General features: G+C 69.5%; 22 protein-coding genes and 1 pseudogene. 5 read left to right on the top strand and 18 right to left on the bottom strand.

All coding sequences use genetic code 11. The features are described from left to right. Positions 1–380: 380 nt before the first annotated feature. Complete coding sequence (locus tag V7E45_RS21945; RefSeq protein ID WP_333775913.1) at positions 381–863, bottom strand: hypothetical protein; 483 nt, start codon at positions 861–863, stop codon at positions 381–383. A 341-nt stretch (positions 864–1,204) separates the two neighbouring features. Here V7E45_RS21945 and V7E45_RS21940 point away from each other — a divergent pair, with 341 nt between their 5' ends. Beyond that, positions 1,205–2,389, top strand: a complete 1,185-nt coding sequence (locus tag V7E45_RS21940; protein ID WP_333775912.1) for a pyridoxal phosphate-dependent aminotransferase — start codon at positions 1,205–1,207, stop codon at positions 2,387–2,389. A gap of 42 nt (positions 2,390–2,431) precedes the next feature. Here V7E45_RS21940 and V7E45_RS21935 read toward each other — a convergent pair whose 3' ends face one another. Together V7E45_RS21935 and clpB are read right to left on the bottom strand one after the other, a co-directional pair. Next, positions 2,432–2,962, bottom strand: coding sequence for a YbjN domain-containing protein (locus tag V7E45_RS21935; protein WP_333775911.1), 531 nt, complete (start codon positions 2,960–2,962; stop codon positions 2,432–2,434). Positions 2,963–3,100: 138 nt separating this feature from the next. Then, complete coding sequence (gene clpB, locus V7E45_RS21930) at positions 3,101–5,698, bottom strand: ATP-dependent chaperone ClpB (RefSeq protein ID WP_333775910.1); 2,598 nt, start codon at positions 5,696–5,698, stop codon at positions 3,101–3,103. Between the two features lie 143 nt (positions 5,699–5,841). Here clpB and V7E45_RS21925 point away from each other — a divergent pair, with 143 nt between their 5' ends. Beyond that, complete coding sequence (locus V7E45_RS21925) at positions 5,842–6,255, top strand: pyridoxamine 5'-phosphate oxidase family protein (RefSeq protein WP_333775909.1); 414 nt, start codon at positions 5,842–5,844, stop codon at positions 6,253–6,255. A 168-nt stretch (positions 6,256–6,423) separates the two neighbouring features. Here V7E45_RS21925 and V7E45_RS21920 read toward each other — a convergent pair whose 3' ends face one another. Next, entirely contained in the window at positions 6,424–6,759 is a 336-nt protein-coding gene (locus tag V7E45_RS21920) for a hypothetical protein (protein WP_333775908.1), read from the bottom strand. A 313-nt stretch (positions 6,760–7,072) separates the two neighbouring features. On the opposite strand from V7E45_RS21920, the gene V7E45_RS21915 reads away from it, so the two are divergent. After that, on the top strand, positions 7,073–8,110 hold the full coding sequence (locus V7E45_RS21915) for a helix-turn-helix transcriptional regulator (protein ID WP_333775907.1): 1,038 nt from the start codon (positions 7,073–7,075) through the stop codon (positions 8,108–8,110). A 454-nt stretch (positions 8,111–8,564) separates the two neighbouring features. Here V7E45_RS21915 and V7E45_RS21910 read toward each other — a convergent pair whose 3' ends face one another. The 7 genes from V7E45_RS21910 to V7E45_RS21880 all read right to left on the bottom strand — a co-directional run bounded on the left by V7E45_RS21910 (position 8,565) and on the right by V7E45_RS21880 (position 16,768). Beyond that, the gene (locus tag V7E45_RS21910) at positions 8,565–9,617 is read right to left on the bottom strand and encodes a helix-turn-helix transcriptional regulator (RefSeq protein WP_333775906.1); all 1,053 of its coding nucleotides are present in this window, start codon (positions 9,615–9,617) and stop codon (positions 8,565–8,567) included. Positions 9,618–9,889: 272 nt separating this feature from the next. Then, the gene (locus V7E45_RS21905; RefSeq protein ID WP_333775905.1) at positions 9,890–10,996 is read right to left on the bottom strand and encodes a sugar ABC transporter substrate-binding protein; all 1,107 of its coding nucleotides are present in this window, start codon (positions 10,994–10,996) and stop codon (positions 9,890–9,892) included. Positions 10,997–11,490: 494 nt separating this feature from the next. Continuing rightward, positions 11,491–11,946 carry a heat shock protein transcriptional repressor HspR gene (locus tag V7E45_RS21900; protein WP_333775904.1) on the bottom strand — a complete coding sequence of 152 codons (456 nt, stop codon included), beginning with the start codon at positions 11,944–11,946 and terminating at the stop codon, positions 11,491–11,493. Between the two features lie 7 nt (positions 11,947–11,953). Beyond that, entirely contained in the window at positions 11,954–13,129 is a 1,176-nt protein-coding gene (gene dnaJ / locus V7E45_RS21895) for a molecular chaperone DnaJ (protein WP_333775903.1), read from the bottom strand. Between the two features lie 36 nt (positions 13,130–13,165). Next, positions 13,166–13,819, bottom strand: a complete 654-nt coding sequence (grpE, locus tag V7E45_RS21890; RefSeq protein WP_333775902.1) for a nucleotide exchange factor GrpE — start codon at positions 13,817–13,819, stop codon at positions 13,166–13,168. Then, complete coding sequence (gene dnaK / locus V7E45_RS21885; RefSeq protein WP_333775901.1) at positions 13,816–15,654, bottom strand: molecular chaperone DnaK; 1,839 nt, start codon at positions 15,652–15,654, stop codon at positions 13,816–13,818. The genes grpE and dnaK overlap by 4 nt, the downstream gene beginning before the upstream one ends. A gap of 94 nt (positions 15,655–15,748) precedes the next feature. Further along, complete coding sequence (locus V7E45_RS21880) at positions 15,749–16,768, bottom strand: MraY family glycosyltransferase (RefSeq protein WP_333775900.1); 1,020 nt, start codon at positions 16,766–16,768, stop codon at positions 15,749–15,751. Positions 16,769–16,962: 194 nt separating this feature from the next. Between V7E45_RS21880 and V7E45_RS21875 the strand changes: the two genes are divergently transcribed. Then, complete coding sequence (locus V7E45_RS21875; RefSeq protein ID WP_333775899.1) at positions 16,963–19,257, top strand: (Fe-S)-binding protein; 2,295 nt, start codon at positions 16,963–16,965, stop codon at positions 19,255–19,257. 121 nt (positions 19,258–19,378) lie between these two features. On the opposite strand, the gene V7E45_RS21870 is transcribed toward V7E45_RS21875, so the two are convergent. Then, the gene (locus V7E45_RS21870) at positions 19,379–19,705 is read right to left on the bottom strand and encodes an antibiotic biosynthesis monooxygenase family protein (protein ID WP_333775898.1); all 327 of its coding nucleotides are present in this window, start codon (positions 19,703–19,705) and stop codon (positions 19,379–19,381) included. A 384-nt stretch (positions 19,706–20,089) separates the two neighbouring features. Between V7E45_RS21870 and V7E45_RS21865 the strand changes: the two genes are divergently transcribed. Next, positions 20,090–21,136: a YIP1 family protein gene (locus V7E45_RS21865; RefSeq protein WP_333775897.1), complete on the top strand. Its 1,047-nt coding sequence runs from the start codon at positions 20,090–20,092 to the stop codon at positions 21,134–21,136. 129 nt (positions 21,137–21,265) lie between these two features. On the opposite strand, the gene V7E45_RS21860 is transcribed toward V7E45_RS21865, so the two are convergent. From V7E45_RS21860 to V7E45_RS21835, 6 genes and pseudogenes are all read right to left on the bottom strand, one after another. Continuing rightward, entirely contained in the window at positions 21,266–23,269 is a 2,004-nt protein-coding gene (locus tag V7E45_RS21860; RefSeq protein WP_333775896.1) for a YncE family protein, read from the bottom strand. A 616-nt stretch (positions 23,270–23,885) separates the two neighbouring features. Continuing rightward, complete coding sequence (locus V7E45_RS21855) at positions 23,886–24,290, bottom strand: DUF4265 domain-containing protein (protein ID WP_333775895.1); 405 nt, start codon at positions 24,288–24,290, stop codon at positions 23,886–23,888. 128 nt (positions 24,291–24,418) lie between these two features. Next, positions 24,419–24,610 (bottom strand): annotated as a pseudogene (locus V7E45_RS21850) (transposase); the annotation flags it as partial. 108 nt (positions 24,611–24,718) lie between these two features. Next, positions 24,719–25,228 carry a phosphoribosyltransferase gene (locus V7E45_RS21845; RefSeq protein ID WP_333775894.1) on the bottom strand — a complete coding sequence of 170 codons (510 nt, stop codon included), beginning with the start codon at positions 25,226–25,228 and terminating at the stop codon, positions 24,719–24,721. 10 nt (positions 25,229–25,238) lie between these two features. Beyond that, complete coding sequence (gene dcd / locus V7E45_RS21840) at positions 25,239–25,814, bottom strand: dCTP deaminase (protein WP_020941247.1); 576 nt, start codon at positions 25,812–25,814, stop codon at positions 25,239–25,241. 82 nt (positions 25,815–25,896) lie between these two features. Next, positions 25,897–26,055, bottom strand: a complete 159-nt coding sequence (locus V7E45_RS21835) for a hypothetical protein (protein WP_333775893.1) — start codon at positions 26,053–26,055, stop codon at positions 25,897–25,899. Positions 26,056–26,185 lie beyond the last annotated feature (130 nt).

Here is a 26,185-nt window from a genome sequence, read left to right as displayed (position 1 = left end):
GCGCCGTACGACGCCGACCGGCCCGCCCGCCGCCCGCGCCGCGACCTGCCCTTCGCGGACGCGACGACCCCGAAGCAGATGACCGCTGCCACCACCACCACGAAGACGGTGCCCATGGCGTCACCTTCTTTCCGTTCCCCCGGTTTCCGGCCCCCCGTGGGCCGCGGTGAACGGGGGATGCCCGGCCCCCGGGACACCGAAAGCAGAGTTGAGGAACTTCAGAGGGTTCTTCCACGCCAACGGCCCCTGACCTGCGGAAAAGGACAGATCAGGGGCCATCGCCGTCTTACTGGGCCGTCCAGGGCCCGTGACCTTCCCGCCAGGCAAGGTGCGGCTCGAAGGACGGGCACACGTCGCCGGCCATCAGAAGCTCCGCCCGACTAAGACCATCGCTTGGTGATCGTCGCTGGAGACTCCGGGGCCGCCCACACCTGGATACGGATCTTCTCAGTGGTCTCGGGGCTCTCGTCGGAGTCGACGCCGGCCTGAGCTGCCCGAGCCAGGTTGCTCCGGGACACACGGACGCGGTTCCAGCCTGCCGCGACTTCGAACGTAGCCGCATCGGGGGCGTAGTCCGTGCAGCCCAGAACCATCAGGCGACCCGACGACACATCGAGGCCGGCCTCGACGACGTGATCGAACTCCGAGCTGTCATCACTCGGCTCCTGAGGCAGGACGACCACGGTGACGGATACGTCGACATTGACCACCGTGCCGATACCCAGCGCGTCCTGTGCAACCGCGAGGTGATCGGCGACGGCCTGGTCCGTCCACGCGTCGCTCAGATCACCGTCCGAATCCGCATCAGCTACGCGTATCTGGAAGTAGTCGGCGAAGAGGGTGAGCTCTGTCGTGGTCGTCATGGCGGCAGAGTGCCATGCAGCACTGACCACCGGAGATGCGATAGCCGTCCACGCTACGGACCGGACGGCGCCCAGTCGGCGTGTCCTTCCTGACGGCGAAGTCGCCCGGACGATCACGCCGCAGCCAAGCACCCCTCAGCGACCGTCGCGCCCATGGTTCGCGTCGAGGGGGCACACCGAGAGCCCCGCCCGGGCCGTCTCTGGGCCGTCCGAGGGCGGCCGACGACGACAGACGGCCACAGTCGACGACAGCGCTTCCCTGCTCAGCGGCGGTGGTTCGGTATCGGCACCGGCGCCCCTCGGCGAAGCACGGTTGAGGAACTCCGGAGCTTGGGCGCAGGATGGCCGGCATGACCTCCACCGCGCGTCCGCACCTGAACCGCCGGCTTGCCGAGTTCGGGACGACGATCTTCGCCGAGATGTCCGCCCTCGCCGTGGCGACCGGGTCGATCAACCTGGGGCAGGGCTTTCCCGACACCGACGGTCCCGAGGAGGTGCGGGAGGCGGCGGTGCGCGCGCTGCGCGACGGCCGCGGCAACCAGTACCCGCCGGGCCCGGGCGTCCCCGAGCTGCGCACCGCGGTCGCCGCGCACCAGCTGCGCCGCTACGGCCTGTCGTACGACCCGGACACCGAGGTCCTGGTCACGGCGGGCGCCACGGAGGCCATCGCTGCCTCGCTGCTGGCGCTCCTGGAGCCCGGGGACGAGGTGGTGGCCCTGGAGCCCTACTACGACTCCTACGCCGCGAGCATCGCCATGGCGGGCGGCAGGCGGGTGCCGGTGACCCTGCGGCCGGACGGCGGCCGTTTCCGGCTCGACCTCGACGAACTGCGCGCGGCCGTCACGGACCGCACCCGGCTGCTGCTGATCAACACCCCGCACAACCCAACCGGCACGGTCCTCACCCGCGCCGAGCTGGCCGCGATCGCCGCACTGGCGGTGGAGCGCGATCTGCTGGTGGTGACGGACGAGGTCTACGAGCACCTGGTCTTCGACGAGGCGGAGCACCTGCCGCTGGCCGCGTTCCCCGGGATGCGGGAGCGGACGGTGACGATCGGTTCCGCGGGCAAGACCTTCTCGTTCACGGGCTGGAAGGTCGGCTGGGTGACGTCGTCGCCCGAGCTGGTGACCGCCGTCCGCTCCGCCAAGCAGTTCCTGACGTACGTCGCCTCCGGCCCCTTCCAGTACGCGGTGGCGGAGGCGCTGGCGCTGCCTGAGTCGTACTTCGAGGGCTTTCGCCGGGACATGCGCGCCCGCCGGGACATCCTCGCGGAGGGGCTGATCGGGGCCGGATTCGAGGTCTTCCGGCCCGCGGGCACCTACTTCGTCACGACCGACATCCGCCCGCTCGGCGAGAAGGACGGCCTCGCCTTCTGCCGCGCCCTGCCGGAGCGGGCCGGCGTGGTGGCCATCCCCAACGCGGTGTTCTACGACGACCGGGAGGCGGGGTCGCCGTTCGTACGGTTCGCGTTCTGTAAGCGCGAGGAGGTGCTCCGGGAGGCCGCCGAGCGGCTGCGGCGGCTGTGACCGGGGTCTGGGGGCGGCGCCCCCAGACCTGAGCGGGCCCGGTTACTCCCCGTCGTCCTCGGGCTCCTCGGAGTCGTTGACCTCCTGCTCGAGACCGAGCTGCTCGACCAGCCACTTGTCGAACTCGATCGCGGCCCGCACCCAGCTGACCGTGGAGGAGACGAAGTGGTTCAGGTCGACGCCGGTGCCGATCAGCATCTGGGCCTCGCCGATGAGGCGGACCGTGCCGTCGTCGTGGGTGTGGGTGTACACCTTGGGCCACAGGGTGCGGCGGTTCCAGTCGTCGAGGGACTCCAGCAGCTGGGCCTTCTCGTCGATCTTGTGCGGCCGGTCGTAGAACGTCCGCACCGAGAAGACCGCCTGCTCGTCCTCCCCGCGGAACATGAAGTACGTGCGGAACTGCTCCCACGGAGCCGCGAGGTCACCCTCCTCGTCGACGACGTACTTCAGCTCCATCTGGTCGAGGAGCTGCTTCACGAGGTCCTGATCCGGGACGACGGGGCCGGCCGGTCCCTGCGGCTGCGGTTCGGGCTGGCCCCCGAAGTTCGGGATCGAGGACGGGTCGATGCTCACTGTTTTTCCCTTCATGCGGATTCCGCCATCCTCCCCCAGAGGGGGAGGGGGGTGGCAAGCCCCGGCCCCCCCGTGTCAGCCGAGGGCTGACACGGGTCACACGAGCGCCGGGGCGCCACCGGGTCCGCGTACCCCCGACTAGAGCGTCTTGCCCGTATCCGGGCCCACCAGCAGGCCCTCGCCGAAGCGGTCCACACGGACCGTGTCGCCGTCCTTGATCTCGCCGGACAGGATCTCCTTGGCGAGCCGGTCGCCGATCGAGGTCTGCACCAGACGGCGCAGCGGACGGGCGCCGTAGGCCGGGTCCATCCCCTCCTCGGCGAGCCAGGCCAGCGCCTCGGGGGTGACGTCCAGCGTGAGGCGCCGCTCGGCCAGCCGCCTGGCCAGCCGGCCGATCTGGAGCTGCGCGATCCGCTCCAGCTCGGGCTTGGTGAGCGCGGAGAAGACCACGAAGTCGTCGAGCCGGTTCAGGAATTCCGGCTTGAAAGAGGCCCTGACGACCTCCAGGACCTGTTCCCGCTTCTCCGCCTCGCTGGTGACCGGGTCGACCAGGTACTGGCTGCCCAGGTTGGAGGTGAGCACCAGGATGGTGTTGCGGAAGTCGACCGTACGGCCCTGCCCGTCGGTGAGCCGTCCGTCGTCCAGCACCTGGAGCAGGACGTCGAAGACCTCGGGGTGCGCCTTCTCGATCTCGTCCAGCAGCACCACGCTGTACGGGCGCCGGCGGACCGCCTCGGTGAGCTGGCCGCCCTCCTCGTAGCCGACGTAGCCGGGAGGCGCGCCGACCAGCCGGGCCACGGTGTGCTTCTCGCCGTACTCCGACATGTCGATGCGGACCATGGCCCGCTCGTCGTCGAAGAGGAAGTCGGCGAGCGCCTTGGCGAGTTCGGTCTTGCCGACGCCGGTCGGGCCGAGGAAGAGGAAGGACCCGGTCGGCCGGTCCGGGTCGGCGATGCCGGCGCGCGAGCGCCGGACGGCGTCGCTCACCGCGCGCACCGCCTCGCCCTGGCCGATGAGCCGCCTGCCCAGCTCGTCCTCCATGCGCAGCAGCTTCTGCGTCTCGCCCTCCATCAGGCGGCCGGCCGGGATGCCGGTCCAGGCGGCGACCACGTCGGCGATGTCGTCGGGACCGACCTCCTCCTTGACCATGGTGTCGCGGGCGACCTCCTCCTCGGCCTCGGAGGCGGCCTCCAGCTCCTTCTCCAGCTCCGGGATCTCGCCGTACAGCAGCTTGGCGGCGGTGTCGAAGTCGCCGTCGCGCTGGGCGCGTTCGGCCTGGCCGCGCAGGTCGTCCAGGCGCTCCTTCAGCTCACCGACCCGGTTGAGGGACTCCTTCTCCTTCTCCCAGCGGGCGGTCAGGCCGCGCAGCTCCTCCTCCTTGTCGGCGAGGTCGCGGCGCAGCTTGTCCAGGCGTTCGCGGGAGGCCGGGTCGGTCTCCTTGGCGATCGCCAGCTCCTCCATCTTCAGCCGGTCCACGGAGCGCTGGAGTTCGTCGATCTCCACCGGCGAGGAGTCGATCTCCATGCGCAGCCGGGAGGCCGACTCGTCCACCAGGTCGATGGCCTTGTCAGGCAGGAAGCGGGAGGTGATGTACCGGTCGGACAGGGTCGCGGCGGCCACCAGCGCGCTGTCCGCGATCTGCACCTTGTGGTGGGCCTCGTAGCGGCCCTTGAGGCCGCGCAGGATGGCGACGGTGTCCTCGACGGACGGCTCGGCGACCAGCACCTGCTGGAAGCGGCGCTCCAGGGCCGGGTCCTTCTCGATCCGCTCGCGGTACTCGTCCAGCGTGGTCGCGCCGACCATGCGCAGCTCGCCGCGGGCCAGCATCGGCTTGAGCATGTTGCCCGCGTCCATGGCGGAGTCGCCGCCGGCCCCGGCGCCCACGACGGTGTGCAGCTCGTCGATGAAGGTGATGATCTGCCCGTCGGAGTCCTTGATCTCGGCGAGCACGGCCTTCAGCCGTTCCTCGAACTCGCCGCGGTACTTCGCGCCGGCGACCATCGCGCCGAGGTCGAGCGCGACCAGCCGCTTGTCGCGCAGGGACTCGGGCACGTCGCCCTTGACGATCCGCTGGGCGAGCCCCTCGACCACGGCGGTCTTGCCGACGCCGGGCTCGCCGATGAGGACGGGGTTGTTCTTGGTACGGCGGCTCAGCACCTGCACGACCCGCCGGATCTCCTGGTCCCGGCCGATGACCGGGTCGAGGCGCCCCTCGCGGGCGGCGGCGGTGAAGTCGGTGCCGAACTTCTCCAGTGCCTTGTACTGGCCCTCGGGATCGGCGGTGGTCACGCGGCGTCCTCCCCTGGCCTTGCGAAAGGCCTCTTGCAGCTTCCTGGCGTCGGCGCCCTGCGCCTTGAGCACCTCGCCGGCCGCCCCGCCCTTGGCGGCGATGCCGATGAGCAGGTGCTCGGTGGACAGGTACTCGTCACCGAGTTCCCCGGCCCGTTCGGTGGCGTCCGCGATCACGGCGAGCAGCTCGCGGTTGGGCTGCGGGGGCGCGACGGTGGAGCCGGTCACGCTGGGCAGCCCGGCGAGGACGCGCTCGGCGCCGGAGCGCACGGCCGCCTGGTCGGCCTCCACGGCGGCGAGCAGGTCGGTGATGTTCTCGTTGTCCTGCCCCGCGAGCAGAGCGAGGAGCAGGTGCGCGGGCGTGAGGTCCGGGTGTCCCTCGGTCAGCGCCCGGTTGCCGGCGGCGTTGATCGCGTCCCGGCTCCTGTTGGTCAGCTCGGCGTCCACGTGTCGGTTCTCCTCCTCGGCTTCGGCCCCGCGGCCGTGTCTCCCACTTCTCCCACTGCTGCTGACTTGCCCAGCATACGCAAAGTTGAGTCTATTCCACTCAAGGTGGGGATTGCAGCTTCCTGCGGTTAGGTTTCGGAACCATGGCCACGCACTCCCAGGACCCGACTTCCCCGGACGAGCCCTATCTCGCTTTCTGGCGGGAGCGGCATCTGTGCACCCTGACGACCCTGCGCCCCGACGGCAGCCCGCACGTGGTGCCGGTGGGGGTGACGTACGACCCCGAGGCGGGGCTGGCCAGGGTGATCACCAGCCGGACCAGCGCGAAGGTCGCCCATGTCCTCGCGGCCGGCGCCGCGGGCGGGCGGGTCGCGGTGTGCCAGGTGGACGGCCGGCGCTGGGCCACGCTGGAGGGCCGGGCGCGGGTGAGCGCGGCCCCGGAGCGGGTGGCGGAGGCGGTGCGGCGCTATGCCGAGAGGTACCAGCGCCAGCCCCGGGAGAACCCGGCCCGGGTGGTGATCGAGATCGAGTTGGAGCGGGCGTTCGGGCACGGTTGAGACCGGCGCCGGGACGGGGCGGTCAACCGGTTGGTTTCGGCCACCGTGACAGCGCTTCCATGCGCAGAAATGTCATCACAAACTGCAGCGGCGTCACCGTGTTCAGGTCACGGTGACGCCGCTGCGGGGGGAAGCACCTGAGCGATCTTTTACGACGGGGGAATCGCGTCAGGCACTGCGGGGGGTGGCCGAAATGGTCCTTACGTCCGAGACTTCCGGTTCTGTCAGCCGGTGGTCCCGTTGGTCCAGATTCACAAAGATCATGCCGTACCGTACGGCGCACCGCACGGGCTGCGGCGCCCCACGGGGCTTGCGCAGGCACCGGTACGCCCGTACGTCCTCCTCGTCGTCGCGGGTGACGACGACCGGCTCGCCGAACACGGTCACCATCAGCGAGTCACCACTGTGGGGGATGGCGGTGACCAGGTCGATGAAGTGCCAGCCCGAGCGGTACGCGGTGGCCATCTCACGACGGAAGGACCGGTCGTCGGGCGGGGTGGTCATGCCGGCCGCCCCGACGCCTGGAGGTGTGTGCTCTGCCCCCAACCGGTGTCCGTCGGCGTGGCGACGACGACTCCCGTCGGCTCACTGGCGCCCCAGCCGGTGTCCAGCTTGGCCACGCCGATCGCCTGCGCCGTCCCCGCCCCAGCACCGAAGACCACGGCCGCAGAGAAGGCAACGGCAAGCGCCGATCGAAGCATTCTCTTGTACATAGTCGGCTTCGTCCTCACTCAACGAGTTTCCTTCCCCCGTGCCACGAAGACGATGGCTCATTCAGGCACGTCAATGCCACAGGGGCGATGCATCATGTTCCTGCATGTTCAGGACCCTGGGGGGTGGAGATTTGCCGAACAATGACCCAAAAGGGGCACATCAGCACGCGATAACCGATCTCTGTGAGGAGGGGACACAGCTCTACGCCAGCGCGCTGAGCACCGGCCGGATCGCTCGCGCCGAGATCGAGGACGCCCCCTGCCTCCTCGAGTTCGCTCTGCTGCACCCGGATCCTGACGACGAGAAGTGGCTGCGGCCGGTTCCGCCGGCCGTCGCGCTGGCCCAGCGACTGCACCCGCTCGAACGGGAGATCCTGGACCGGCGCCGGTTCTCCATCGAACTGACCGAATCCTTCGAGCCATTCATGGCGCTCAGCGCGCTGGCACCCGCCCCCACCCACGCCATCACGGTGCTCGAGGGCTCCGACCGGATCAACGCGGCGCTCAATCTCGCCACGGCCGAGTGCCGGCACGAGGTCCTGACCGTGCAGCCGGGCGGCGGGCGCAGCGAGCAGATCCTCAAGCAGGCCCTCGAACGGGACCGGCCGCTCATGGAGCGCGGGGTGAGCATGCGCACCCTCTACCAGCACACCGTCCGGCACAGCCTGGGCACCATGGCGTACGTGGACGTCATGTCCCGCGGCAAGGTCGAGATACGCACGCTGGAGGAGCTGATCGGGCGGCTCATCATCTGCGACGCGACCGTCGCCTTCGTCCCGGCCCACGACGACCAGCAAGTCGCCCTCGAACTGCGCCACCCCGGCCTCGTCAAGTACCTGATCAAGGTGTTCGAGCACCTCTGGCGCCGCGCCACCCCGCTGCGCGAGGAAGTGCCCTACGAGCCCGCCCGCGACGGCATCACCGGCGTCCAGCACTCCATCGCCAAACTCCTGGTCGAGGGCCACGTCGACGAGGCGATAGCCCGCCGCCTGGGCATGAACGTGCGCACCTGCCGCGCCCACATCGCCAAGCTCGCCCAGGCGCTCGGCAGCGGCAGCCGGGCCCAGCTCGGCTACCTCATCGCCCAGTCCGGGCTCCTGGAACAGGACGTGTCGGGGCCCGGGCACACCGACCGCCACTGAGCGGAGCCCACCACGCGGCGCCGCCCGGCACCCGGCCACGCCGCCCGGCACCGGACCGTCCGGCACCCGGCCACGCCGTCCGGCACCGGACCGCGCCGATGACGGCTCCAGGACACCCTCCCCCGGCTGCATCACCTCCCGGCCGCCGCCACCGGCCCGGTAGGCCCCCGTCCGGCCCGGACGGACGGGCCGGCCCCGTAGGGGGCCGCGGCACGGCGGCAACCGCCCCAGCGCCCCGCGCACGTCGGCGACCGCCCCAACGCCCCTGTACGGCCCACAGGGCGCCGACGGCGGCACCGGGGCGCCTGCCCCGGCTCACCGCCTCCTGGCCGCCGCCACCGGCCTCAGAGGGGCCCGCACGGGTAAGGGGCGGCCGGCTCGGTCCTCGGGGGGTGTCCGGCGCCGCCGGGGGTTCCTCGTGGCGAGGGTGGGAGCCGGGCCCCGGCCGGCCCGCTCAGCGGACGCCCGGGGATTCCTGGTCGGGGAGTCTGAGTGCGGGCGGCGGCGCCGGCGAGGCGGTGCGCGGGGGGCCGTCCAGGCCCACCTGGGCGATGCGGACGCCGAGTTGGGTACGGCTGGCCGCGCCCAGGGTGTCCGAGAGGCGGGCGATGTGGGCCCGGCAGGTGCGGACACTGATGCCGAGCCGCTCGGCGATCACCGCGTCCTGGTGCCCCTCCGCCAGCAGCGCGGCGATGGAGCGCTCGCGGTGCGAGATGCCCTCGATGCCGGTGTCGGGCAGGGGCGCGGTCAGCGGCAGCGCGAGCCGCCACAGCCGCTCGAAGACCGTCACCAGGTACTCGACCAGCGCCGGGTGACGCAGCTCCAGGGCCATCGTGCGCTCGGCGTTGGCGGGGATGAAGGCGACCGTGCGGTCGAAGAGGATCAGCCGGTCGATGACCTCGTCCAGAGTGCGGGCCTCGACCGTGTCACCCATCAGCTCCAGGTAGTTGAGCAACCCCTGCCCGTGCCGGGCCACGTGGGTGTACAGGTCGCGCATGCGCACGCCGCGGCCGCGCAGGGCCAGCGCCCGGTGCAGCCCCTCGGTCAGCTCGGCCTCGCGCCGGATGCCGCCGGGCTGCACGGTGAGCACCTCGCTCGTGCACGCCTCGGTCGCCTCGTCCATCGCGGCCTGGATGCGGGAGAGCCCGTCCAGCACGCGGATGGCGGTGCCCTCACCCGGCGCCGACAGCGCCTGGAGCCGGCGGCCGAGACCGGCGTACCACTCGAAGGCGCTCACCGCGGAACCCACCCGCCGCTGGCTCTCCCTGACCTCGTCGTAGACCCCGCGCAGCAGCCGGGTCATGACCTCCTGCGGGGAGGTCGGCACCAGCCAGTCCATGTCGTCCGGGTCCGGGTGCAGCAGCGCCAGCTCCAGCAGGCAGGGCACCCGTTCCGCGTCCGTGCGCGGCACCCGTCCCCGCCGTACGGCCCGGGAGTACACGCGGTCCCCGGCGTCGCACAGTCGGTCGGCACCGTGTGGATGCTCCTCCGCCCCGCGCCCGGCCATCGCCCATTCCACCCCCGGTTTGCTGCCACTTCCGCAGCGCAACTATGCGCGGCCGGGACCGGGTCCGCAACAAGGCTCGGTCCGCCGAGGGGACGGTGATCAGGTGGTTCGTCCTGGTATCGGCCGGCCTCCGCCCGTCGCGTCGCAACAAGCTGATGGTGGTGGCCAGAACGTCACACAGGCTTCGTCGGTCCCGCTTCCCCCGGGTGCCGCAGCACCCGGAGAACGTGCCGGTGGCCACCGCGCCACGCGCCGCCCGTGCGGCTCGGCGGCTACTTCAGGCCGGCGGCGGCGCAGGCCGCCTTGTACTTGGGGGTGCAGATCTCGTCGACCGTGTAGATGCCGTCGGCGATGACCGTGTCCTTGATGCGGTTCTTGGTCAGGGCGCTCACCTGGACCAGCTTGGACGGGATGGCCTTGTCGGTCGGGCTGTCGACGTGGTCCTGGGTGAGGGCGTCGAACTGGATGTCCTTGCCCTGCACCTTGGTGACGGCCATCTGCGCGGCGGCCTCGGCCTCGTCCGGGTAGGACTTGTACACGCTCATGTACTGCTCGCCGGCGAGGATCCGCTGGACGGCGTCCAGTTCGGCGTCCTGGCCGGTGATCGGCGGCATCGTGGTGACACCGGCCGCCTTCAGGGCATTGATGACACCGGCCGCCATGCCGTCGTTGGCCGCGTACACCGCGGAGATGTTGCTCTTGCCGATCTTGGCGATCGCCTGGGTCATCCTCGCCTGCGCGATCTCCGGCTTCCAGTCCTTGGTGTCCCAGCTGTCGGCGATCGTGACCTTGCTGTTGAGCTCGGAGAGTGCGCCCTCCTTGAACTGCTTGGCGTTCGGGTCCGTCGGCGAGCCGTTCACCATGACGACCTTGTCGGAGGTGCCGACGCCCGAGCCCAGCGCGTCCAGCAGGGTGCGGGCCTGCACCTCGCCGACCAGTTCGTTGTCGAAGGAGATGTAGGCGTCGATCGGGCCCTCGGCCAGCCGGTCGTAGGCGATGACCGGGATGCCCGCGTCCTTGGCCTTCTTCACCTCGCCGACGATGGCGTGCGAGTCGACCGCGTCCAGCAGGATGATGTCGACCTTGTCGTCGATCATCTGCTGCATCTGGCCGGCCTGCCGGGCGGCGTCCGCGTCGGCGTTGGCGTACTGGACGTGGCCCTTCTTGTGGGTCAGCTCCGAGACCTGGTTCTTGATGATGGGGTAGTCGAACTTGTCGTAGCGGGTGTTCGCCTTCTCCGGCAGCAGGAGCCCGATCGTGACGTCGTCCCCCTTCGTCGGCGTCGCGCTCGCGCCGTCGCCCGTAGCGTCCAACACGCCGCAGCCGGCGAGCGAAAGGGTCATCGTGGACGCGGCCACGGACATGGCTATACGACGCATTCGGGGGCTCACTTCAGGTGCGTTCCGGACTTGGGTGCTGCTTTACGACCCAGGTGTCTGAAAAGACAACTTGGACCCGACACCCGGCGTCAAGCGGAACTACTTAACGAGTGCGCAACAGCACGCTCCGCTGCACCTGTGGAGGAGGAGCGGAATCCCCTCCAAACAGTCTTTACGGACCCTTCACCCAATGGGAGTTCACGGGGAGGCAAAGATCCGTACAACCAAATCCAAACCAGGCGAGTCGTGCTGACCGGCGGCCGCGGGCCGCATCTCCGACTCGACCACAGGACCGAATGAACCCAGCCAGCCGCGTAACGGCCACGGCCGTCACGCTCCCTGCCGCAGGACCCTGCGGAGCGCGGCCGCCGGCCCCGCCTTTGCCGCGCCGAAGTGCCTCACCGAACCGGCATGTGACGACTGAGCCGCCGGACACACGAGAGGGGCCCGGAACGGATCCGGGCCCCTCTCGTCCGCGCCGACGGGTCGGTGCGTCAGTCGTTCTGCGGCCGCTTCGGCCGCCACACCACCAGTGCGCTGGTCTGCTGGACCTCCTGATACGGGACCAGGTCCCGGCGGTAGGAGGCATGGACGGCCGCCTCCCGCTGCCGCATCGCGGCCGCCGCGCCGTCGAGCGCCGACTGGAGTTCGGCGACCCGGGACTGGAGGGCGGCCACCTGGTTCTCCAGTTCGATGATGCGCTTGATGCCGGCCAGGTTGATGCCCTCGTCCTGCGACAACGCCTGCACCTGGCGAAGCAGTTCGATGTCACGGGCCGAGTAGCGGCGGCCCCGTCCGGCCGTGCGGTCGGGCGAGACCAGACCCAACCGGTCGTACTGGCGCAGCGTCTGCGGGTGGAGTCCGGAGAGCTGGGCCGCCACCGAGATGACGTAGACCGGGGTCTCCTCGGTCAGTTCGTACGGGTTACGCCGACGGCCGGATGTGTCCATGGGGCGCTCAATCTCCCTTCGCGGCCTCGAACAACTCCGCCCGCGGGTCCTCGCCCGCGGTCGCCTCGCGGTACGCCTCCAGTGCGTCACGAGCCTTCCCCGACACGTCCTTGGGGACACTCACCTCGACGGTGATCAGCAGATCGCCGCGGGTGCCGTCCTTGCGGACCGCGCCCTTGCCCCGCGCCCGCATGGTGCGGCCGTTGGGGGTGCCGGGCGGCAGCTTCAGGGTGACGGCGGGGCCGCCCAGGGTCGGGACCCGGACCTCGCCGCCGAGCGCGGCCTCGGTGAACGTCACCGGCACGGTCACGGTGAGGTTGTCGTCCTTGCGCCCGAACACCGGGTGTGTGCCGACGTGCACGGCGACGTAGAGATCGCCCGCCGGACCGCCCCGCTCGCCGGGCGCGCCCTTGCCGCGCAGCCGGATCCGCTGCCCGTCGGTGACCCCGGCCGGGATGCGGACCTGCATGGTGCGGGACGACTTGGCGCGGCCGCTGCCCTTGCACTCCAGGCAGGGGTGCTCGGCGATCAGCCCGCGGCCCTTGCAGTCGGGGCAGGGGTCGGTGAGCGAGAACCCGCCGCCCGAGCCCCGGGCGACCTGTCCGGTGCCGACGCAGGTCGGGCACACCCGGGGGGTGCCGTTCTTGTCGCCGGTGCCGGAGCAGGCCTTGCAGGGCGCCTGGGAGGACATCCGAAGGGGCACCGTGGCGCCCTCGATGGCCTCCGTGAAGCTCAGCGTGACCTCGGACTCGATGTCCTGGCCGCGCCGCGGCTGGGTACGGGTGCCGGTGCCGGTGGTACCGCCCCGGTTGAACAGGCCACCGAAGACGTCACCGAGTCCGCCGCCGAAGCCGCCTCCGCTCTGGGCGTTGCCCCCGAAGAGGTCGCCGAGGTCGAAGTTGAAGTTGCCGCCGGCGCCGCCCGGCCCGGGGCGGAAGCCACCGTTGCCGAACAGGGCGCGCGCCTCGTCGTACTCCTTGCGCTTCTTGGGGTCGCCGAGGACGTCGTTCGCCTCGGAGATCTCCTTGAAGCGCTCCTCCGCCTTGACGTTTCCCTTGTTGGCGTCCGGGTGGAACTCGCGGGCGAGCTTCCGGTACGCCTTCTTGATCTCGGCCTCGGTGGCGTCCTTGGGGACGCCGAGGACCTTGTAGTAGTCCTTCTCGATGAAGTCCTTGGTGCTCATCCCCGACGTCCCTCCTTCCTGTCCTCGGTGATTACGTCAGCCCTCCTCCGGGCCACCGTTCTCCTTGTCGTCGGCCGCCGCGTTCTCCTCGGCTTCCTCGGCCTTGACGGTCTGCGCGCCGGGCTGCGGTTCGGCGACGGCCACCCGCGCGGGGCGGATGGTGCGCTCACCGATGCGGTACCCGGGCTGCAGGATGGCCACGCACGTGGTCTCGGTGACGTCCGGCGCGTAGCTGTGCATCAGGGCCTCGTGGATCGTCGGGTCGAAGGGCTCGCCCTCCTTGCCGAACTGCTGAAGGCCCATCTTGGCCGCGACGGTCTCCAGCGACTCGGCCACCGACTTGAAGCCGCCGACCAGTTCGCCGTGTTCCCGCGCCCGGCCGATGTCGTCGAGCACGGGAAGGAGCTCGGTCAGGAGGTTCGCGATGGCGATCTCCTTGACCGCGACCCGGTCGCGCTCGACCCGTCGGCGGTAGTTCTGGTACTCGGCCTGGAGCCGCTGGAGGTCAAGCGTGCGCTCGCTGAGTGCCGTGCGCACCTGGTCCAGCTGGGCCACCAGGCCCGCGTCTGCGTTTACGTCCCCGGCCGGGGCCGCCCCCTCGTCGGGAGCGGCCTTCGACTCGGCGTCGTCGGGGGTCGCGCCGGAGGGGACGTCGGGCTTCTCCTCGAAGCCCGGGGTCTCCTCCGTCACGCGGCACCGTCCTTGCGCTCGTCGTCGACGATCTCGGCGTCGACGACGTCGTCGTCGGCCTTCGGGGCCTCACCGGCACCGCCAGCCGCCGCCTGGGCACCCTGGGCGTCGGCGTACATGGCCTGGCCCAGCTTCTGCGAGACGGCCGCGACCTTCTCGGTGGCGGTGCGGATCTCGGCGGTGTCCTCGCCCTTGAGCGTCTCCTTCAGCTCGGCGATCGCGCCCTCGACCTCGGTCTTGATCTCGCCCGGGACCTTGTCCTCGTTGTCCTTGAGGAACTTCTCGGTCTGGTAGACGAGCTGCTCGCCCTGGTTGCGGGTCTCGGCGGCCTCGCGGCGGGCGTGGTCCTCCTCCGCGTACTTCTCGGCCTCCTGGCGCATGCGGTCGACCTCGTCCTTCGGCAGCGAGGAGCCGCCGGTGACGGTCATCTTCTGCTCCTTGCCCGTGCCCAGGTCCTTCGCGGTCACGTGCATGATGCCGTTGGCGTCGATGTCGAAGGCGACCTCGATCTGCGGGACGCCACGCGGCGCCGGCGGCAGACCGGTCAGCTCGAACATGCCGAGCTTCTTGTTGTACGCCGCGATCTCGCGCTCACCCTGGTAGACCTGGATCTGCACGGACGGCTGGTTGTCCTCGGCCGTCGTGAAGATCTCGGACCGCTTGGTCGGGATCGTGGTGTTGCGCTCGATGAGCTTGGTCATGATGCCGCCCTTGGTCTCGATGCCGAGGGACAGCGGGGTCACGTCGAGGAGCAGGACGTCCTTGACCTCACCCTTGAGGACACCGGCCTGGAGGGCGGCGCCGATGGCGACGACCTCGTCCGGGTTCACACCCTTGTTGGCCTCGTTGCCACCGGTCAGCTCCTTGACGAGCTCGGCGACGGCGGGCATACGGGTGGAGCCGCCGACCAGGACGACGTGGTCGATCTCGTTGATCGAGATGCCGGCGTCCTTGATGACGTTGTGGAACGGCGTCTTGCAGCGCTCCAGCAGGTCCGCGGTCAGCTGCTGGAACTGGGCGCGGGTGAGCTTCTCGTCCAGGTGCAGCGGGCCCTCGGCGGACGCGGTGATGTAGGGCAGGTTGATCGAGGTCTCGGTGGACGAGGACAGCTCGATCTTCGCCTTCTCCGCCGCCTCGCGCAGACGCTGGAGGGCCATCTTGTCCTTGGCCAGGTCCACGCCGTGACCGGACTTGAACTGCTGCACCAGGTAGTCGACGACGCGCTGGTCCCAGTCGTCACCACCGAGGTGGTTGTCACCGTTGGTGGCCTTCACCTCGACGACGCCGTCACCGATCTCCAGGAGGGACACGTCGAAGGTGCCGCCACCGAGGTCGAAGACGAGGATCGTCTGGTCGTCCTTGTCGAGGCCGTACGCCAGCGCGGCGGCGGTCGGCTCGTTGACGATGCGCAGGACGTTCAGACCGGCGATCTCGCCGGCCTCCTTGGTCGCCTGACGCTCGGAGTCGTTGAAGTACGCCGGGACGGTGATGACCGCGTCGGTCACCTTCTCGCCCAGGTAGGACTCGGCGTCCCGCTTCAGCTTCTGCAGGATGAACGCGGAGATCTGCTGGGGGTTGAAGTCCTTCCCGTCCAGCTGGATCTTCCAGTCGGTGCCCATGTGGCGCTTCACCGAGCGGATGGTCCGGTCCACGTTCGTGACCGCCTGGCGCTTGGCGACCTCGCCGACGAGCACCTCACCGTTCTTGGCGAAGGCGACGACGGACGGCGTGGTCCTGGCACCCTCGGCGTTGGTGATGACGGTGGGCTCGCCGCCCTCCAGAACGCTGACGACGGAGTTAGTCGTGCCCAGGTCGATGCCGACCGCACGTGCCATGGTTGATTCCTCCAGCTGACTTGAGTGGAACAGGCTCAAGTGTGCACGACCAGGTCCGCCGGGTCAACAGACATGAGTCGGACGGGCTCAAGTCTTATCCGTTCCTTACACGCAAGTGGCCGCTGACCTGCGTCGACGTATTCCGCCGCGCCGTATGGGCAGGCACCCGAAGGAGTACCAGCACGACGAACAGCGCCCCACCCGCCACCCACAGCACGGCCCCCTCCCCGGTCCACCCGGTGTGCACGAGCACCCCCACGAGCACCGCGGAGAAGGACCCGGCGCCCAGCAGCACGACTGCCCCGGGCGGGGTCAGCCCGAACCGCCGCAACCGGTGCGCGACGTGGTCCGGGCCCCTCCTCAGCAGCGGCCGGCGGCCCAGGGTGCGCGCGAGGACCACCAGCAGGAAGTCGGCGGCGGCCACGGCACCCAGACAGAACAGCACGCCCGCGCTCGCCCGGAGCCCGTACCCCGCGCGCGTGAAGACGGCGGCGGCGGACAACAGGAAGCCCGTGAACAGCGATCCGCAGGCACCGAGGCCGACCCGCGCCGGGAACCAGTTGTGCATCAGGAAGCCGGTGAGGGCCGCGGCGAACACACTGAGCAGCACCGCGAGCCCGTCCATCACCTCGGCGGCGGCGCAGGCCCCGGCGCCGAAGGCGGTGACCACGCCGACCGTGCCCGCAAGCCCGTCGGCGTGGTCGAGCCCACGGAAGGCCAGGGAGGCGAAGACGATCCAGCCCACGGCCAGGATCCCGCCCCAGAAGCCCGTCTCGTCGTACGGCACCACGAAGGCCGCCGCCACGGCCGTACCGGCCACCAGTACCCGCGCCCGCAACCGCCACACGTCGGCGACCAGACCCAGCGCGGCGACGCAGGCGGCGGCCACGAGCAGTCGGCCGACCCCGTCGCCCAGCGGAGCGACCCGGGTCCACTCACCCGCCCAGGCGACCAGGCAGGTGACGGCCACGACGGCCGCTCCCCCGAGCACCGGCAGGGGTCGCTGCCGCCGCCGGTCGACGATCCCGGCGCGCAGCGCGGGCACCCGGAGCAGCGCCGCGAGCACGGCGGTCAGGAGGAGGGCGGCGGAGGCCGCGGTGATCCCGTATAGCACGGCTCTAAGTTAGGCGCGAATGTAGCAATTCGGGATGAATAACACGATCTGATTGCCGGTCCGGCTCAGGCTCACCTCAGCGACCCAGATCACCTCGCGCCTGGCTACAGTGCGAGTGAGGATGCGGGTAGTCTCGAACGGACTGCATAAGTTACCGCTTAGTAATTTCCCTCGCAGGCCCGAGGAGCCCCGAAATGCAACTCGCCGCGATCATCGTGTCGCTGGTTCTGATCGTGGTCGGCGTGGCCCTGTTCGCCCGCGCCCTCCTGCAGATCTTCAACTTCATGCGGCTCGGTCAGAGCGTGCCCGCGGGCACCCGCACCGACGAGCCCGTGCAGCGCACCCTCACCGTGGTCAAGGAGTTCCTCGGCCACACCCGGATGAACCGCTGGGGCATCGTCGGTGTCGCGCACTGGTTCGTGGCGGTGGGCTTCTTCACCCTGTTGCTGACGATCGTCAACGCGATCGGACAGTTGTTCAAGGCCGACTGGATCCTGCCGATCATCGGCGAGTGGGCGCCGTACAACATCTACGTCGAGTTCATCGGCACCATGACGATCGTCGGCATCCTCGTCCTGATCGTGATCCGCCAGCTGAGCCACCCGCGCAACCCGGGCCGCAAGTCCCGCTTCGCCGGCTCCAACTTCGGCCAGGCCTACTTCGTCGAGGCCGTCATCCTCATCGTCGGCGTCTGCATCTTCATGCTGCACGCGCTCGAGGGCGCCCAGCACCACGTGGACTCCTACGAGGCGTCCTTCTTCATCTCCTACCCGGTGGTGGCGTGGCTGAAGGGCATGGACGTCTCCACGCTCCAGAACCTCACCTACTTCTTCGCCGGCCTGAAGATCGCGACCTCGTTCATCTGGATGATCACGGTCGCCCTGAAGACCGACATGGGCGTCGCCTGGCACCGCTTCCTGGCCTTCCCGAACATCTTCTTCAAGCGCAACGCCACCGGTGAGACCTCCCTCGGCGCCCTGCTCCCGATGACCTCCGGCGGCAAGCCGATCAACTTCGAGGACCCGGGCGACGACGACGTCTTCGGCGTCTCCCAGGTCGAGCAGTTCTCCTGGAAGGGCCTGCTGGACTTCTCCACCTGCACCGAGTGCGGTCGCTGCCAGTCGCAGTGCCCCGCCTGGAACACCGGCAAGCCGCTCTCCCCGAAGCTGCTCATCATGTCCCTGCGGGACCACGCCCACGCCAAGGCGCCGTACCTGCTGGCCGGCGGCGGCAAGACCATGGAGGGCGCGGAGAAGGCCTCCGAGGAGCAGCTCAAGGACGTCCCCGCCGCCGCCCTGGCCGAGGCCGAGCGCCCGCTGATCGGCACCGCCGAGGAGAACGGCGTCATCGACCCGGACGTCCTGTGGTCCTGCACCACCTGCGGCGCCTGCGTCGAGCAGTGCCCCGTGGACATCGAGCACGTCGACCACATCGTCGACATGCGCCGCTACCAGGTGATGATCGAGTCCGCGTTCCCGTCCGAGGCGGGCACGATGCTGAAGAACCTGGAGAAGAAGGGCAACCCCTGGGGCCTGGCGAAGAAGCAGCGCCTGGAGTGGCTCAAGGAGGTCGACTTCGAGGTCCCGGTCGTCGGCAAGGACATCGAGGACCTCACCGAGGTCGAGTACCTCTACTGGGTCGGCTGCGCCGGCGCCCTGGAGGACCGCGCCAAGAAGACCACCAAGGCCTTCGCCGAGCTGCTGCACATCGCGGGCGTGAAGTTCGCGATCATGGGCGGCGACGAGAAGTGCACCGGTGACTCCGCCCGCCGCCTGGGCAACGAGCCCCTGTTCCAGGAGCTCGGCATGGAGAACGTCATGGCCCTGAACACGGCGTTCGGCGAGGAGCTGGACGACGACGGCAAGGTCACGGCGGAGTCCAGGAAGCCGAAGTCGGCCAAGAAGATCGTCGCCACCTGCCCGCACTGCCTCAACACACTCGGCAACGAGTACCCGCAGCTCGGCGGCGACTACGAGGTCATCCACCACACCCAGCTGCTCCAGCACCTCGTCGACGAGGGCAAGCTGATCCCGGTGACGCCGGTCGAGGGCATCATCACCTACCACGACCCGTGCTACCTGGGCCGCCACAACAAGATCTACACGCCCCCGCGCGAGATCATCGGCAAGGTCCCGGGCCTGCGCAACGAGGAGATGCACCGCCACAAGGAGCGCGGCTTCTGCTGCGGCGCCGGCGGCGCCCGGATGTGGATGGAGGAGCGGATCGGCAAGCGCATCAACAACGAGCGCGTCGACGAGGCCCTCTCCCTCAACCCGGACATCGTCTCCACCGCCTGCCCGTTCTGCCTCGTCATGCTGACCGACTCGGTCAACGGCAAGAAGAACGACGGCAAGGCCAAGGAGTCCATCCAGGTCGTGGACGTCGCCCAGCTGCTGCTGGACTCCGTCCGCACCCCGGGCACGGACGACGAGCCCCCCGCGGGCACGGCCGAGTCCGAGAACGAGCCCGAGCCGGAGCCCGTGAAGTAACGGCCCGCACCCGGACCCGACGGCGCCCCCTGACCCGCACAGGCAGGGGGCGCCGTCGTCCCCTCGGTCATCCATCCGCCCGGCCGGGCGCCGCCCGGCCGCGGGTCCGGGTCCGGGTCCGCTAGGCGCCCTTGGGGGCCGCCTGCTGCACCACGTCGAAGGACCACAGCGTGGAACCGGACGCGGCCGGACGCGGCCGCTCCCCGCCCTCGCCGCCGCCCTGGTGCGCCGACTTCATCGGCCCCTCCATCCAGGCCTGGAACGACTCCTCGTCACGCCAGCGCGTGTACACGAGGTACTGGTCGGTGCCCTCGACGGGACGCAGCAGCTCGAACCACTCGAAGCCGTCGGAGTTCTCCACCGCGTGCGCCCGCGAGGCGAACCGCCGCTCCAGCACCTCCCGCTGCTCGGCGGGGACACTCAGCACGTTGATCTTCACTACGCTCATGCCACCATCCTGACCCACGTCACAGCCGTCCGGGCCTCAACACCCGTCCCGGACACGCGCATCATCGGCAGGTCGCCCAGCGGCGGTCGAGCGGTACGGACGGAGTTAGAGAACATCGGCAGCGCGACGAACACCGGCGCCGTCCCCGTCCTCTACGGCACCGCGAACGGCCTGAACACCACCTCCGGCGGCCGGTTCTTCGCCCGGTCCACCGCCGGCGTGCCCGGCAGCGACGAGATCTTCCCCGGCGGCCCGGACCCTCTCCCAGGGTCCGGCCCGCCCCGCCTTTCCGCCTTTCCGCAGCCTTCCGCGCCCTGCGGCCGCAGGAAACTCCGGGGAACCCCGGACCCCTCCCGGGACGAACCCCTGACGGTCCCTTAGGGGATGTCACAGGTCGGCCGCAAAGCCGGGCCCGGACCCCCGGGCCCGGCACACCACTCTCCGGGACCAGGTACGTTCGATGACGTGGCTGGATTCAGGATCGGACGCGGGGGCCGGGACAACCGCACCCCCCAGGGACAGCAGGCTCCGCAGGGACCGTACGGACGCGGCGGGCACGGGCAGGGACAGCCCGGCCGGCCCCCGCACGGCCCCGGACAGGGGCAGCCCGGCGGCCCGTCGTACGGCTACCCGTCGGCGCCGCAGCCGCCGTACCCGCAGCAGTCGTACCCGCAGCGCGGACCGTCGTACGGCTACCCGGGCCCGGGCGACGACGGCCCGGAGTACTTCGGCGACGGCGGCTACCCGGGCCAGGCCCAGGGCGGCGGGCACGACCCGTACGTGGCCAACAACCCGGGCCACACGCAGGCCTTCTCGGTCGACGAGGCGTCCGGCTACACCCAGGGCGCGACCTACCACGCCGGTGCCGCGGCCCCGTCCGGGCCGATCGGCCCGCCCCTGCACTGGAAGGAACTGCTGCGGGGCGTGATCCTCTCGCCCGACCAGACCTTCCTGCGCATGCGGGACTACACGATGTGGGCCCCGGCCCTGATCGTCACCTTCCTCTACGGCCTGCTCGCCGTCTTCGGCTTCGACGGTGCCCGCTCGGACGCGATCAACGCGACGCTCTCCAACGCGATCCCGGTCGTCCTGGTCACGGCCGTGGCGATGGTCCTGAGCGCGTTCATCCTGGGCGTGGTCACCCACACCCTGGCCCGCCAGCTCGGCGGTGACGGCGCGTGGCAGCCCACGGTCGGTCTGTCCATGCTGATCACGTCGCTGACGGACGCCCCACGCCTGGTCTTCGCCATGTTCTTCGGCGGCGACGCGGGCTTCGTCCAGGTGCTCGGCTGGGCCACCTGGATCGGCGCGGGCGCCCTGCTGACCCTGATGGTCTCCCGGTCCCACGACCTGCCCTGGCCCAAGGCCCTCGGCGCGTCGGCGATCCAGCTGATCGCCCTGCTGTCGATCGTGAAGCTGGGCACGTTCTAGCCCGGCCCGGGACACAGGCACGGACACAGACACAGACACAGGGAAGGGCCTTTTCCTAGTAGTACCTCGATGGCCTCCACGATGCCCGGCGCGTCATCGGACGCGCCGGGCCTTTGGGTGCGGGCGGCCTCAGCTGGTGAAGGTGAAGTACTTCCAGGAGCCGTACGTGGTCGAGTTCACGGTGTCGCCCGAGGAGTTGTTGATGTAGGACGACCGCACGCGCATCGGATAACCGGTCTTGTGCGTACCGCTCAGTTCCACCACCGACTTGCCCGTGGAGCCGAGCTTGAAGTACTGGTACCCCGCCGACCGCCAGGCGCCGTCGGAGTAGATCTGGAACTCCAGCTTCTGCGAGCGGCCGGAGTAGGCCGTCATCGTGGTCGTGAGGAGCGGATTGATCGTCTTCCGGAAGTAGTACTTGGTGGCCCCGTTGACCGTGGCCGTCTTGTAGTGGCGGCTCAGGCTCAGCGACACCTTGACCTTCGCGCCCACCCAGCTCGTGGCCGTCTTCGGGGCGGTCCGCGCGTCGCCGGAGAAGGACGCGCTCACCGTGGTGTCGCGCTTCAGGGGCAAGGTGACCGACAGGTTGCCCTCGCTGTTGACCGTGCCGGTCTTGACCAGGTACTTGCCCTTGCCGTCGCCCGCGGTGTCCGCGTAGAGCGAGAGCGTCCGGTTCTTGTACGTCGTGCCGAGGTGAGCGGTGACCGTCACGTTACTGGCGTAGGCGTAGATGCTGCCGTTCTTGTTCACTGTCAGGGTCGGGGAGTTCCGGGAGACCTCGACCGTGTCGGAGGCGGAGGCAGTCGTGCGATCGGCGCCGCCGGCATAGGAGACCTTGTACGTGACCTTGCCGCCCGCGGGCGGGGTGTCGGTGAAGGAGAAGGTCCCGTCCGCCTTCACCGTCGCGGCCGGGAGCGCCTTGCCGCTCGGGGACTCCAGGTCCGTTCGGGTGACCGCGACGGTGGTCCCCGCGGGCAGCCCGAGCGTGTTCGTGACCTTGCCGGAGACGGTCAGCGACTTGGCACGGCCGGCCGTCGCCGGGGCGTTCACCGTGATCGTGGTGACGGCCCTGCCGGGGTCGGTGACGACGCGCAGGCGGTACTTGTTGATGAGGTCGTGTGTGACTGCGAAGAGCCGGCTGCTGTCGGGTGCGAAAGCGAGGTCGCCGTGGTCGAGCAGGGTCTCCTGGGAGACTCCACCCCGTTCGTCGGTGAAATCGGCGGTCCGCCTCGGGGCCGTGCTGCCCGGCTTGTAGATGGACACATGGGGCTTGAAGGAGGCGTAGGTGTCGGTGCCCACCGCGACGAGGCCGTCGGGCGCGACATCCACCGACCGTTGTTCCCAGTAGGTGCTCGGATACCTGATGGTCTCCGACAGGTCTGAGGTCCGGAAGACCTGCTGGAAGTCGCCTACTGTGGTGGCCACCACGAGCTCTGTACCGTCCGGGGTGAGCGCCAGGTCCTCCGCGGTGTCGCCGATGGCGGCGTCCTGCCCGCCGAGGAACGCGGTCCGGCCGGCCGTGCCGGACGACACGTCATAGATGCCGAGGGTGAAGTAGTACTGGCGCGAGCCGGCCGCCAGGGTGTCGGGAGCGCCGGGTGCCGAGTCCAGCAGGGGAGCGTCGTTCCATATTCCGTCGGCCTCCTGGGCGAGCGAAACCCGCGTCTGTCCGCCGGACAGGTCGAGAGAGCCGATGTTGCCGTGACCGACGCTGCCATAGCCGAACCAGAGTTTGCCGCCCGCGAGCGCCAGGTGCTGCGGATCTGTGCCGTCACCCGTCGCGTACCGCCCGGCCTCGGTGAGCGTCGCCGTGTCGATGGCCGCGATCTCGTCAGTTCCCGGCACGGCGACGTAGACCGTTGCCGAGTCGGCGGAAAGCTCCAGGCCGTCAGCCCCCGGCAGCGAGGTGACCGTCCCGATGACGGTGCCGTTGTAGTCGGTGGCCACGACCTTGCCTCCCGACGGGTCACTGATGAAGACCCGCCGGTGAACGCCGTCCACGATGATGTCGCCGCTGGACATGATGGGCAGCGCGGCGCTGCTGTCGGCGACGGCAGCGCCCGCGGCCGGCCCGATCAGGGCGACAGAACTGAGAGTGACCGCGAGCGCTGTTGCGGCCGAAATGCTGCGCACACGCAAAGTGATGCAACCCCCACTAGGCAGACAGGACTGCCCACAAGACCCCTGGAGCCCCTTCAGGGTTGCACGGCACACCTGTGCAAGTTTCCGCAGGTCCCACCGGATGCAGCCCAGGAGCCGGGCACACCTTCCCATGACAGGCGCGCACTCGGATCACTGCGACCGGGGTCGAGCGGGTCATGGAGCACGGACAGCCTGGGTGGCCGAAACATGACCCCTTGGACTCCCCACGCTGAGTTCCGTTTGGCCTGTACAGCAGCGGAGTACAGCAACTCCCGCGACCGGTCCCGTCCGGTAGCGTCCTCGTAGACCTGAAGCGCGGCCTGTATGACCGTCACTGACCGATCTGTCCAGAGCTTGTCTTCAGGGCTCGCCGCAGGCGTCACGTAGACGCTGAAGGTTTGCCTCATGCTCATCAATCCACTCAGCCGTTGGCTGGAGTCCCAGAGCCACCGTCAACCTGTCGGGGTCATGGACCGAGATGGAAAGCCAGCCGTTTTCGTGTGGATGAAGGTACAGCTCCAGGCCTGACAACAGCTCAGCTCTGGCTGCATAGATCCCATGCGCGCGATGGACTGCTGGCGATCGTCCAGCGAACTGATCTTTTGGGTCAGGAGTCGATTTCCCAGTGGAGGACGCCGGCGTGGGCAAGGGGTTCCAATGCCTCGATGAAGGGTCCCTCATCCGCGCCAGGCGGGAGGTCCACGGCAAGATAGGTGCCCTGAAGCCACTCGTGTGGCAGGCCGGTGTCGACAACCTTGCCGTGCAGCAGCTCGTGTGCCTGGTTTCGGTCTGCGTGTTTCAGAACGAGTGCGACGCGAAGGGTCCGGTGGCCGGACTTGCGCACGACCTTGGTCAGCAGGTGGTTCCTGTCGATGGTCACCACGTCGCGGTAGCAGATTCCGTAGGTGAAGAACGGCAGACAGGCGACCTCGAACGTGTCCTCGGTGAGCTGGTGGGTCCACAGCTGCTCCCGCCAGCCGTCCTGCCCGTTCGACAGGTTGGCGTGGATCATGTAGTTGGTGGGACCCCGGCCGATCGGGTCCTCGTGCGTGATGATGGTGATGGGGTGCCTCCTGGAGCTGGGTCCCGACTCCCAAATGCTGCAACAGCTGCCTCGGTCTTGCTGAAGCAGGGCGTGGTCAGGCGTCGCCAGCAGATCAGTGCACATCCGAGGGTGAGGAAGGCCTCGTGGATGTCGTCGCGGATCTCCCAGCGGATCCGAAGGCGGCGGAACCAGTGCAGATGGCCGAACGCACGCTCGACAGCCCAGCGTTGAGTGCCCGGTCCGGAGCCATGCTCGGCGCCCCGGCGGGCGACCAGCGGCTTCACTCCCAGCCCCCATTTGAATTCTGCCGGGAGCATCAGGCGCAAGGCCCTGGACCGATCATGGTCCGGAGCCCTTGGCATCTGCCTTTCTCAGGATGGGAACGACATCGCAGGTCAGAGCGCTTCCTTGTTCTCCTTCGGCGCCTCGCCCGACTTATGCACCGGAGGCAGAACACTCCACGGGAAGTTGATCCACTCATCGGTGCGCTTCCAGACGTACTCGCACTTCACGAGGGATTGGGACTTCTCGTAGATCACGGCGGAGCGGACCTCGGCGACGGTGTCGAGGCAGAAGTCGCGTACGAGCTTGAGGGTCTTGCCGGTGTCCGCGACATCGTCGGTGATGAGCACCTTCTTGTCGGAGAAGTCGATCACGTTCGGGACCGGGGCGAGCATGACCGGCATCTCCAGCGTCGTGCCCACTCCGGTGTAGAACTCCACGTTCACGAGGTGGATGTTCTTGCAGTCCAGGGCGTAGGCGAGGCCGCCGGCGACGAAGACGCCGCCGCGGGCGATGCTCAGCACGACGTCGGGCTCGTAGCCGTCGTCGGCGATGGTCTGCGCGAGTTCGCGGACGGCGGCGCCGAACCGCTCGTAAGTCAGGTTCTCCCGTATGTCGCTCATGCCGTCGCCCTCACACCTGGGTCCGATGGAAGTTCAGGAAGGACCGCGAGGCGGTCGGTCCGCGCTGCCCCTGGTACCGGGAGCCGTAGCGCTCACTGCCGTAGGGGTGCTCGGCGGGCGAGGTCAGCCGGAACATGCACAGCTGGCCGATCTTCATGCCGGGCCACAGCTTGATCGGCAGGGTGGCGAGGTTGGACAGCTCAAGGGTCACGTGACCGCTGAACCCCGGGTCGATGAACCCGGCGGTGGAGTGGGTGACGAGCCCGAGCCGTCCCAGCGAGCTCTTGCCCTCGAGCCGGGAGGCGAGGTCGTCGGGGAGCGTGATGACCTCGTACGTGGAGGCGAGCACGAACTCCCCGGGGTGGAGGATGAACGGCTCGTCGCCCTCGGGCTCGACCAGGCGGGTCAGGTCGGCCTGCTCGACCGAGGGGTCGATGTGGGGGTAGCGGTGATTCTCGAACACCCGGAAGAAACGGTCGAGACGCACGTCGATGCTCGACGGCTGCACCATGGATTCGTCGTAGGGATCGATCCGCACCCGCCCGGCGTCGATCTCGGCCCGGATGTCCTTGTCTGAGAGAAGCACGTCCAGAGGATACGCAAGGCGCGCCGAGCCATGACAATCGTGACGGCCCCGCGCGCCTACGGCCTGCCTGCTGTGACCGCTGCTACCGCTTCTGCAGGGTGACCGGCACCACGCTGCGGAGCCGGGCGCACCGCGGGCACCGCAGCAGCCGGCCGGGGCCGAGCCGCTCCGCCTTCTGCATCGGGAACGAAGTGGTGCTGAAGACGTGGCCGTCCACACAACGAACGACGGTGCGTTCCATCAAGTCCCTCAAGTCCCTTCCCCAAGAGCCGCGTCCGGCTGACTGCCCTGACGACAAAAGCCACATTACGGGATCAAAGAGACGACTCTCCAGGCGGCACTCCGGCCCCGCCCGGCCCCTCTCCCACCCC

Origin of the sequence: Streptomyces sp. IBSBF 3136 (assembly GCF_036815105.1) — a bacterium.
In the GTDB taxonomy this organism is placed as follows: Bacteria; Actinomycetota; Actinomycetes; order Streptomycetales; family Streptomycetaceae; genus Streptomyces.
This window is presented reverse-complemented; position numbering and strand designations above follow the sequence as displayed.

Bases quoted from the DNA above. Each gene is read 5' to 3' on its own strand.
- V7E45_RS21945 (WP_333775913.1), bottom strand. From the start codon at position 863: ATGACGACCACGACAGAGCTCACCCTCTTCGCCGACTACTTCCAGATA.
- V7E45_RS21940 (WP_333775912.1), top strand. From the start codon at position 1,205: ATGGCCGGCATGACCTCCACCGCGCGTCCGCACCTGAACCGCCGGCTT.
- V7E45_RS21925 (WP_333775909.1), top strand. From the start codon at position 5,842: ATGGCCACGCACTCCCAGGACCCGACTTCCCCGGACGAGCCCTATCTC.
- V7E45_RS21920 (WP_333775908.1), bottom strand. From the start codon at position 6,759: ATGACCACCCCGCCCGACGACCGGTCCTTCCGTCGTGAGATGGCCACC.
- V7E45_RS21915 (WP_333775907.1), top strand. From the start codon at position 7,073: ATGTTCAGGACCCTGGGGGGTGGAGATTTGCCGAACAATGACCCAAAA.
- V7E45_RS21910 (WP_333775906.1), bottom strand. From the start codon at position 9,617: ATGGCCGGGCGCGGGGCGGAGGAGCATCCACACGGTGCCGACCGACTG.
- V7E45_RS21905 (WP_333775905.1), bottom strand. From the start codon at position 10,996: ATGCGTCGTATAGCCATGTCCGTGGCCGCGTCCACGATGACCCTTTCG.
- V7E45_RS21900 (WP_333775904.1), bottom strand. From the start codon at position 11,946: ATGGACACATCCGGCCGTCGGCGTAACCCGTACGAACTGACCGAGGAG.
- dnaJ (WP_333775903.1), bottom strand. From the start codon at position 13,129: ATGAGCACCAAGGACTTCATCGAGAAGGACTACTACAAGGTCCTCGGC.
- dnaK (WP_333775901.1), bottom strand. From the start codon at position 15,654: ATGGCACGTGCGGTCGGCATCGACCTGGGCACGACTAACTCCGTCGTC.
- V7E45_RS21875 (WP_333775899.1), top strand. From the start codon at position 16,963: ATGCAACTCGCCGCGATCATCGTGTCGCTGGTTCTGATCGTGGTCGGC.
- V7E45_RS21870 (WP_333775898.1), bottom strand. From the start codon at position 19,705: ATGAGCGTAGTGAAGATCAACGTGCTGAGTGTCCCCGCCGAGCAGCGG.
- V7E45_RS21865 (WP_333775897.1), top strand. From the start codon at position 20,090: ATGTCACAGGTCGGCCGCAAAGCCGGGCCCGGACCCCCGGGCCCGGCA.
- V7E45_RS21855 (WP_333775895.1), bottom strand. From the start codon at position 24,290: ATGATCCACGCCAACCTGTCGAACGGGCAGGACGGCTGGCGGGAGCAG.
- V7E45_RS21845 (WP_333775894.1), bottom strand. From the start codon at position 25,228: ATGAGCGACATACGGGAGAACCTGACTTACGAGCGGTTCGGCGCCGCC.
- V7E45_RS21835 (WP_333775893.1), bottom strand. From the start codon at position 26,055: ATGGAACGCACCGTCGTTCGTTGTGTGGACGGCCACGTCTTCAGCACC.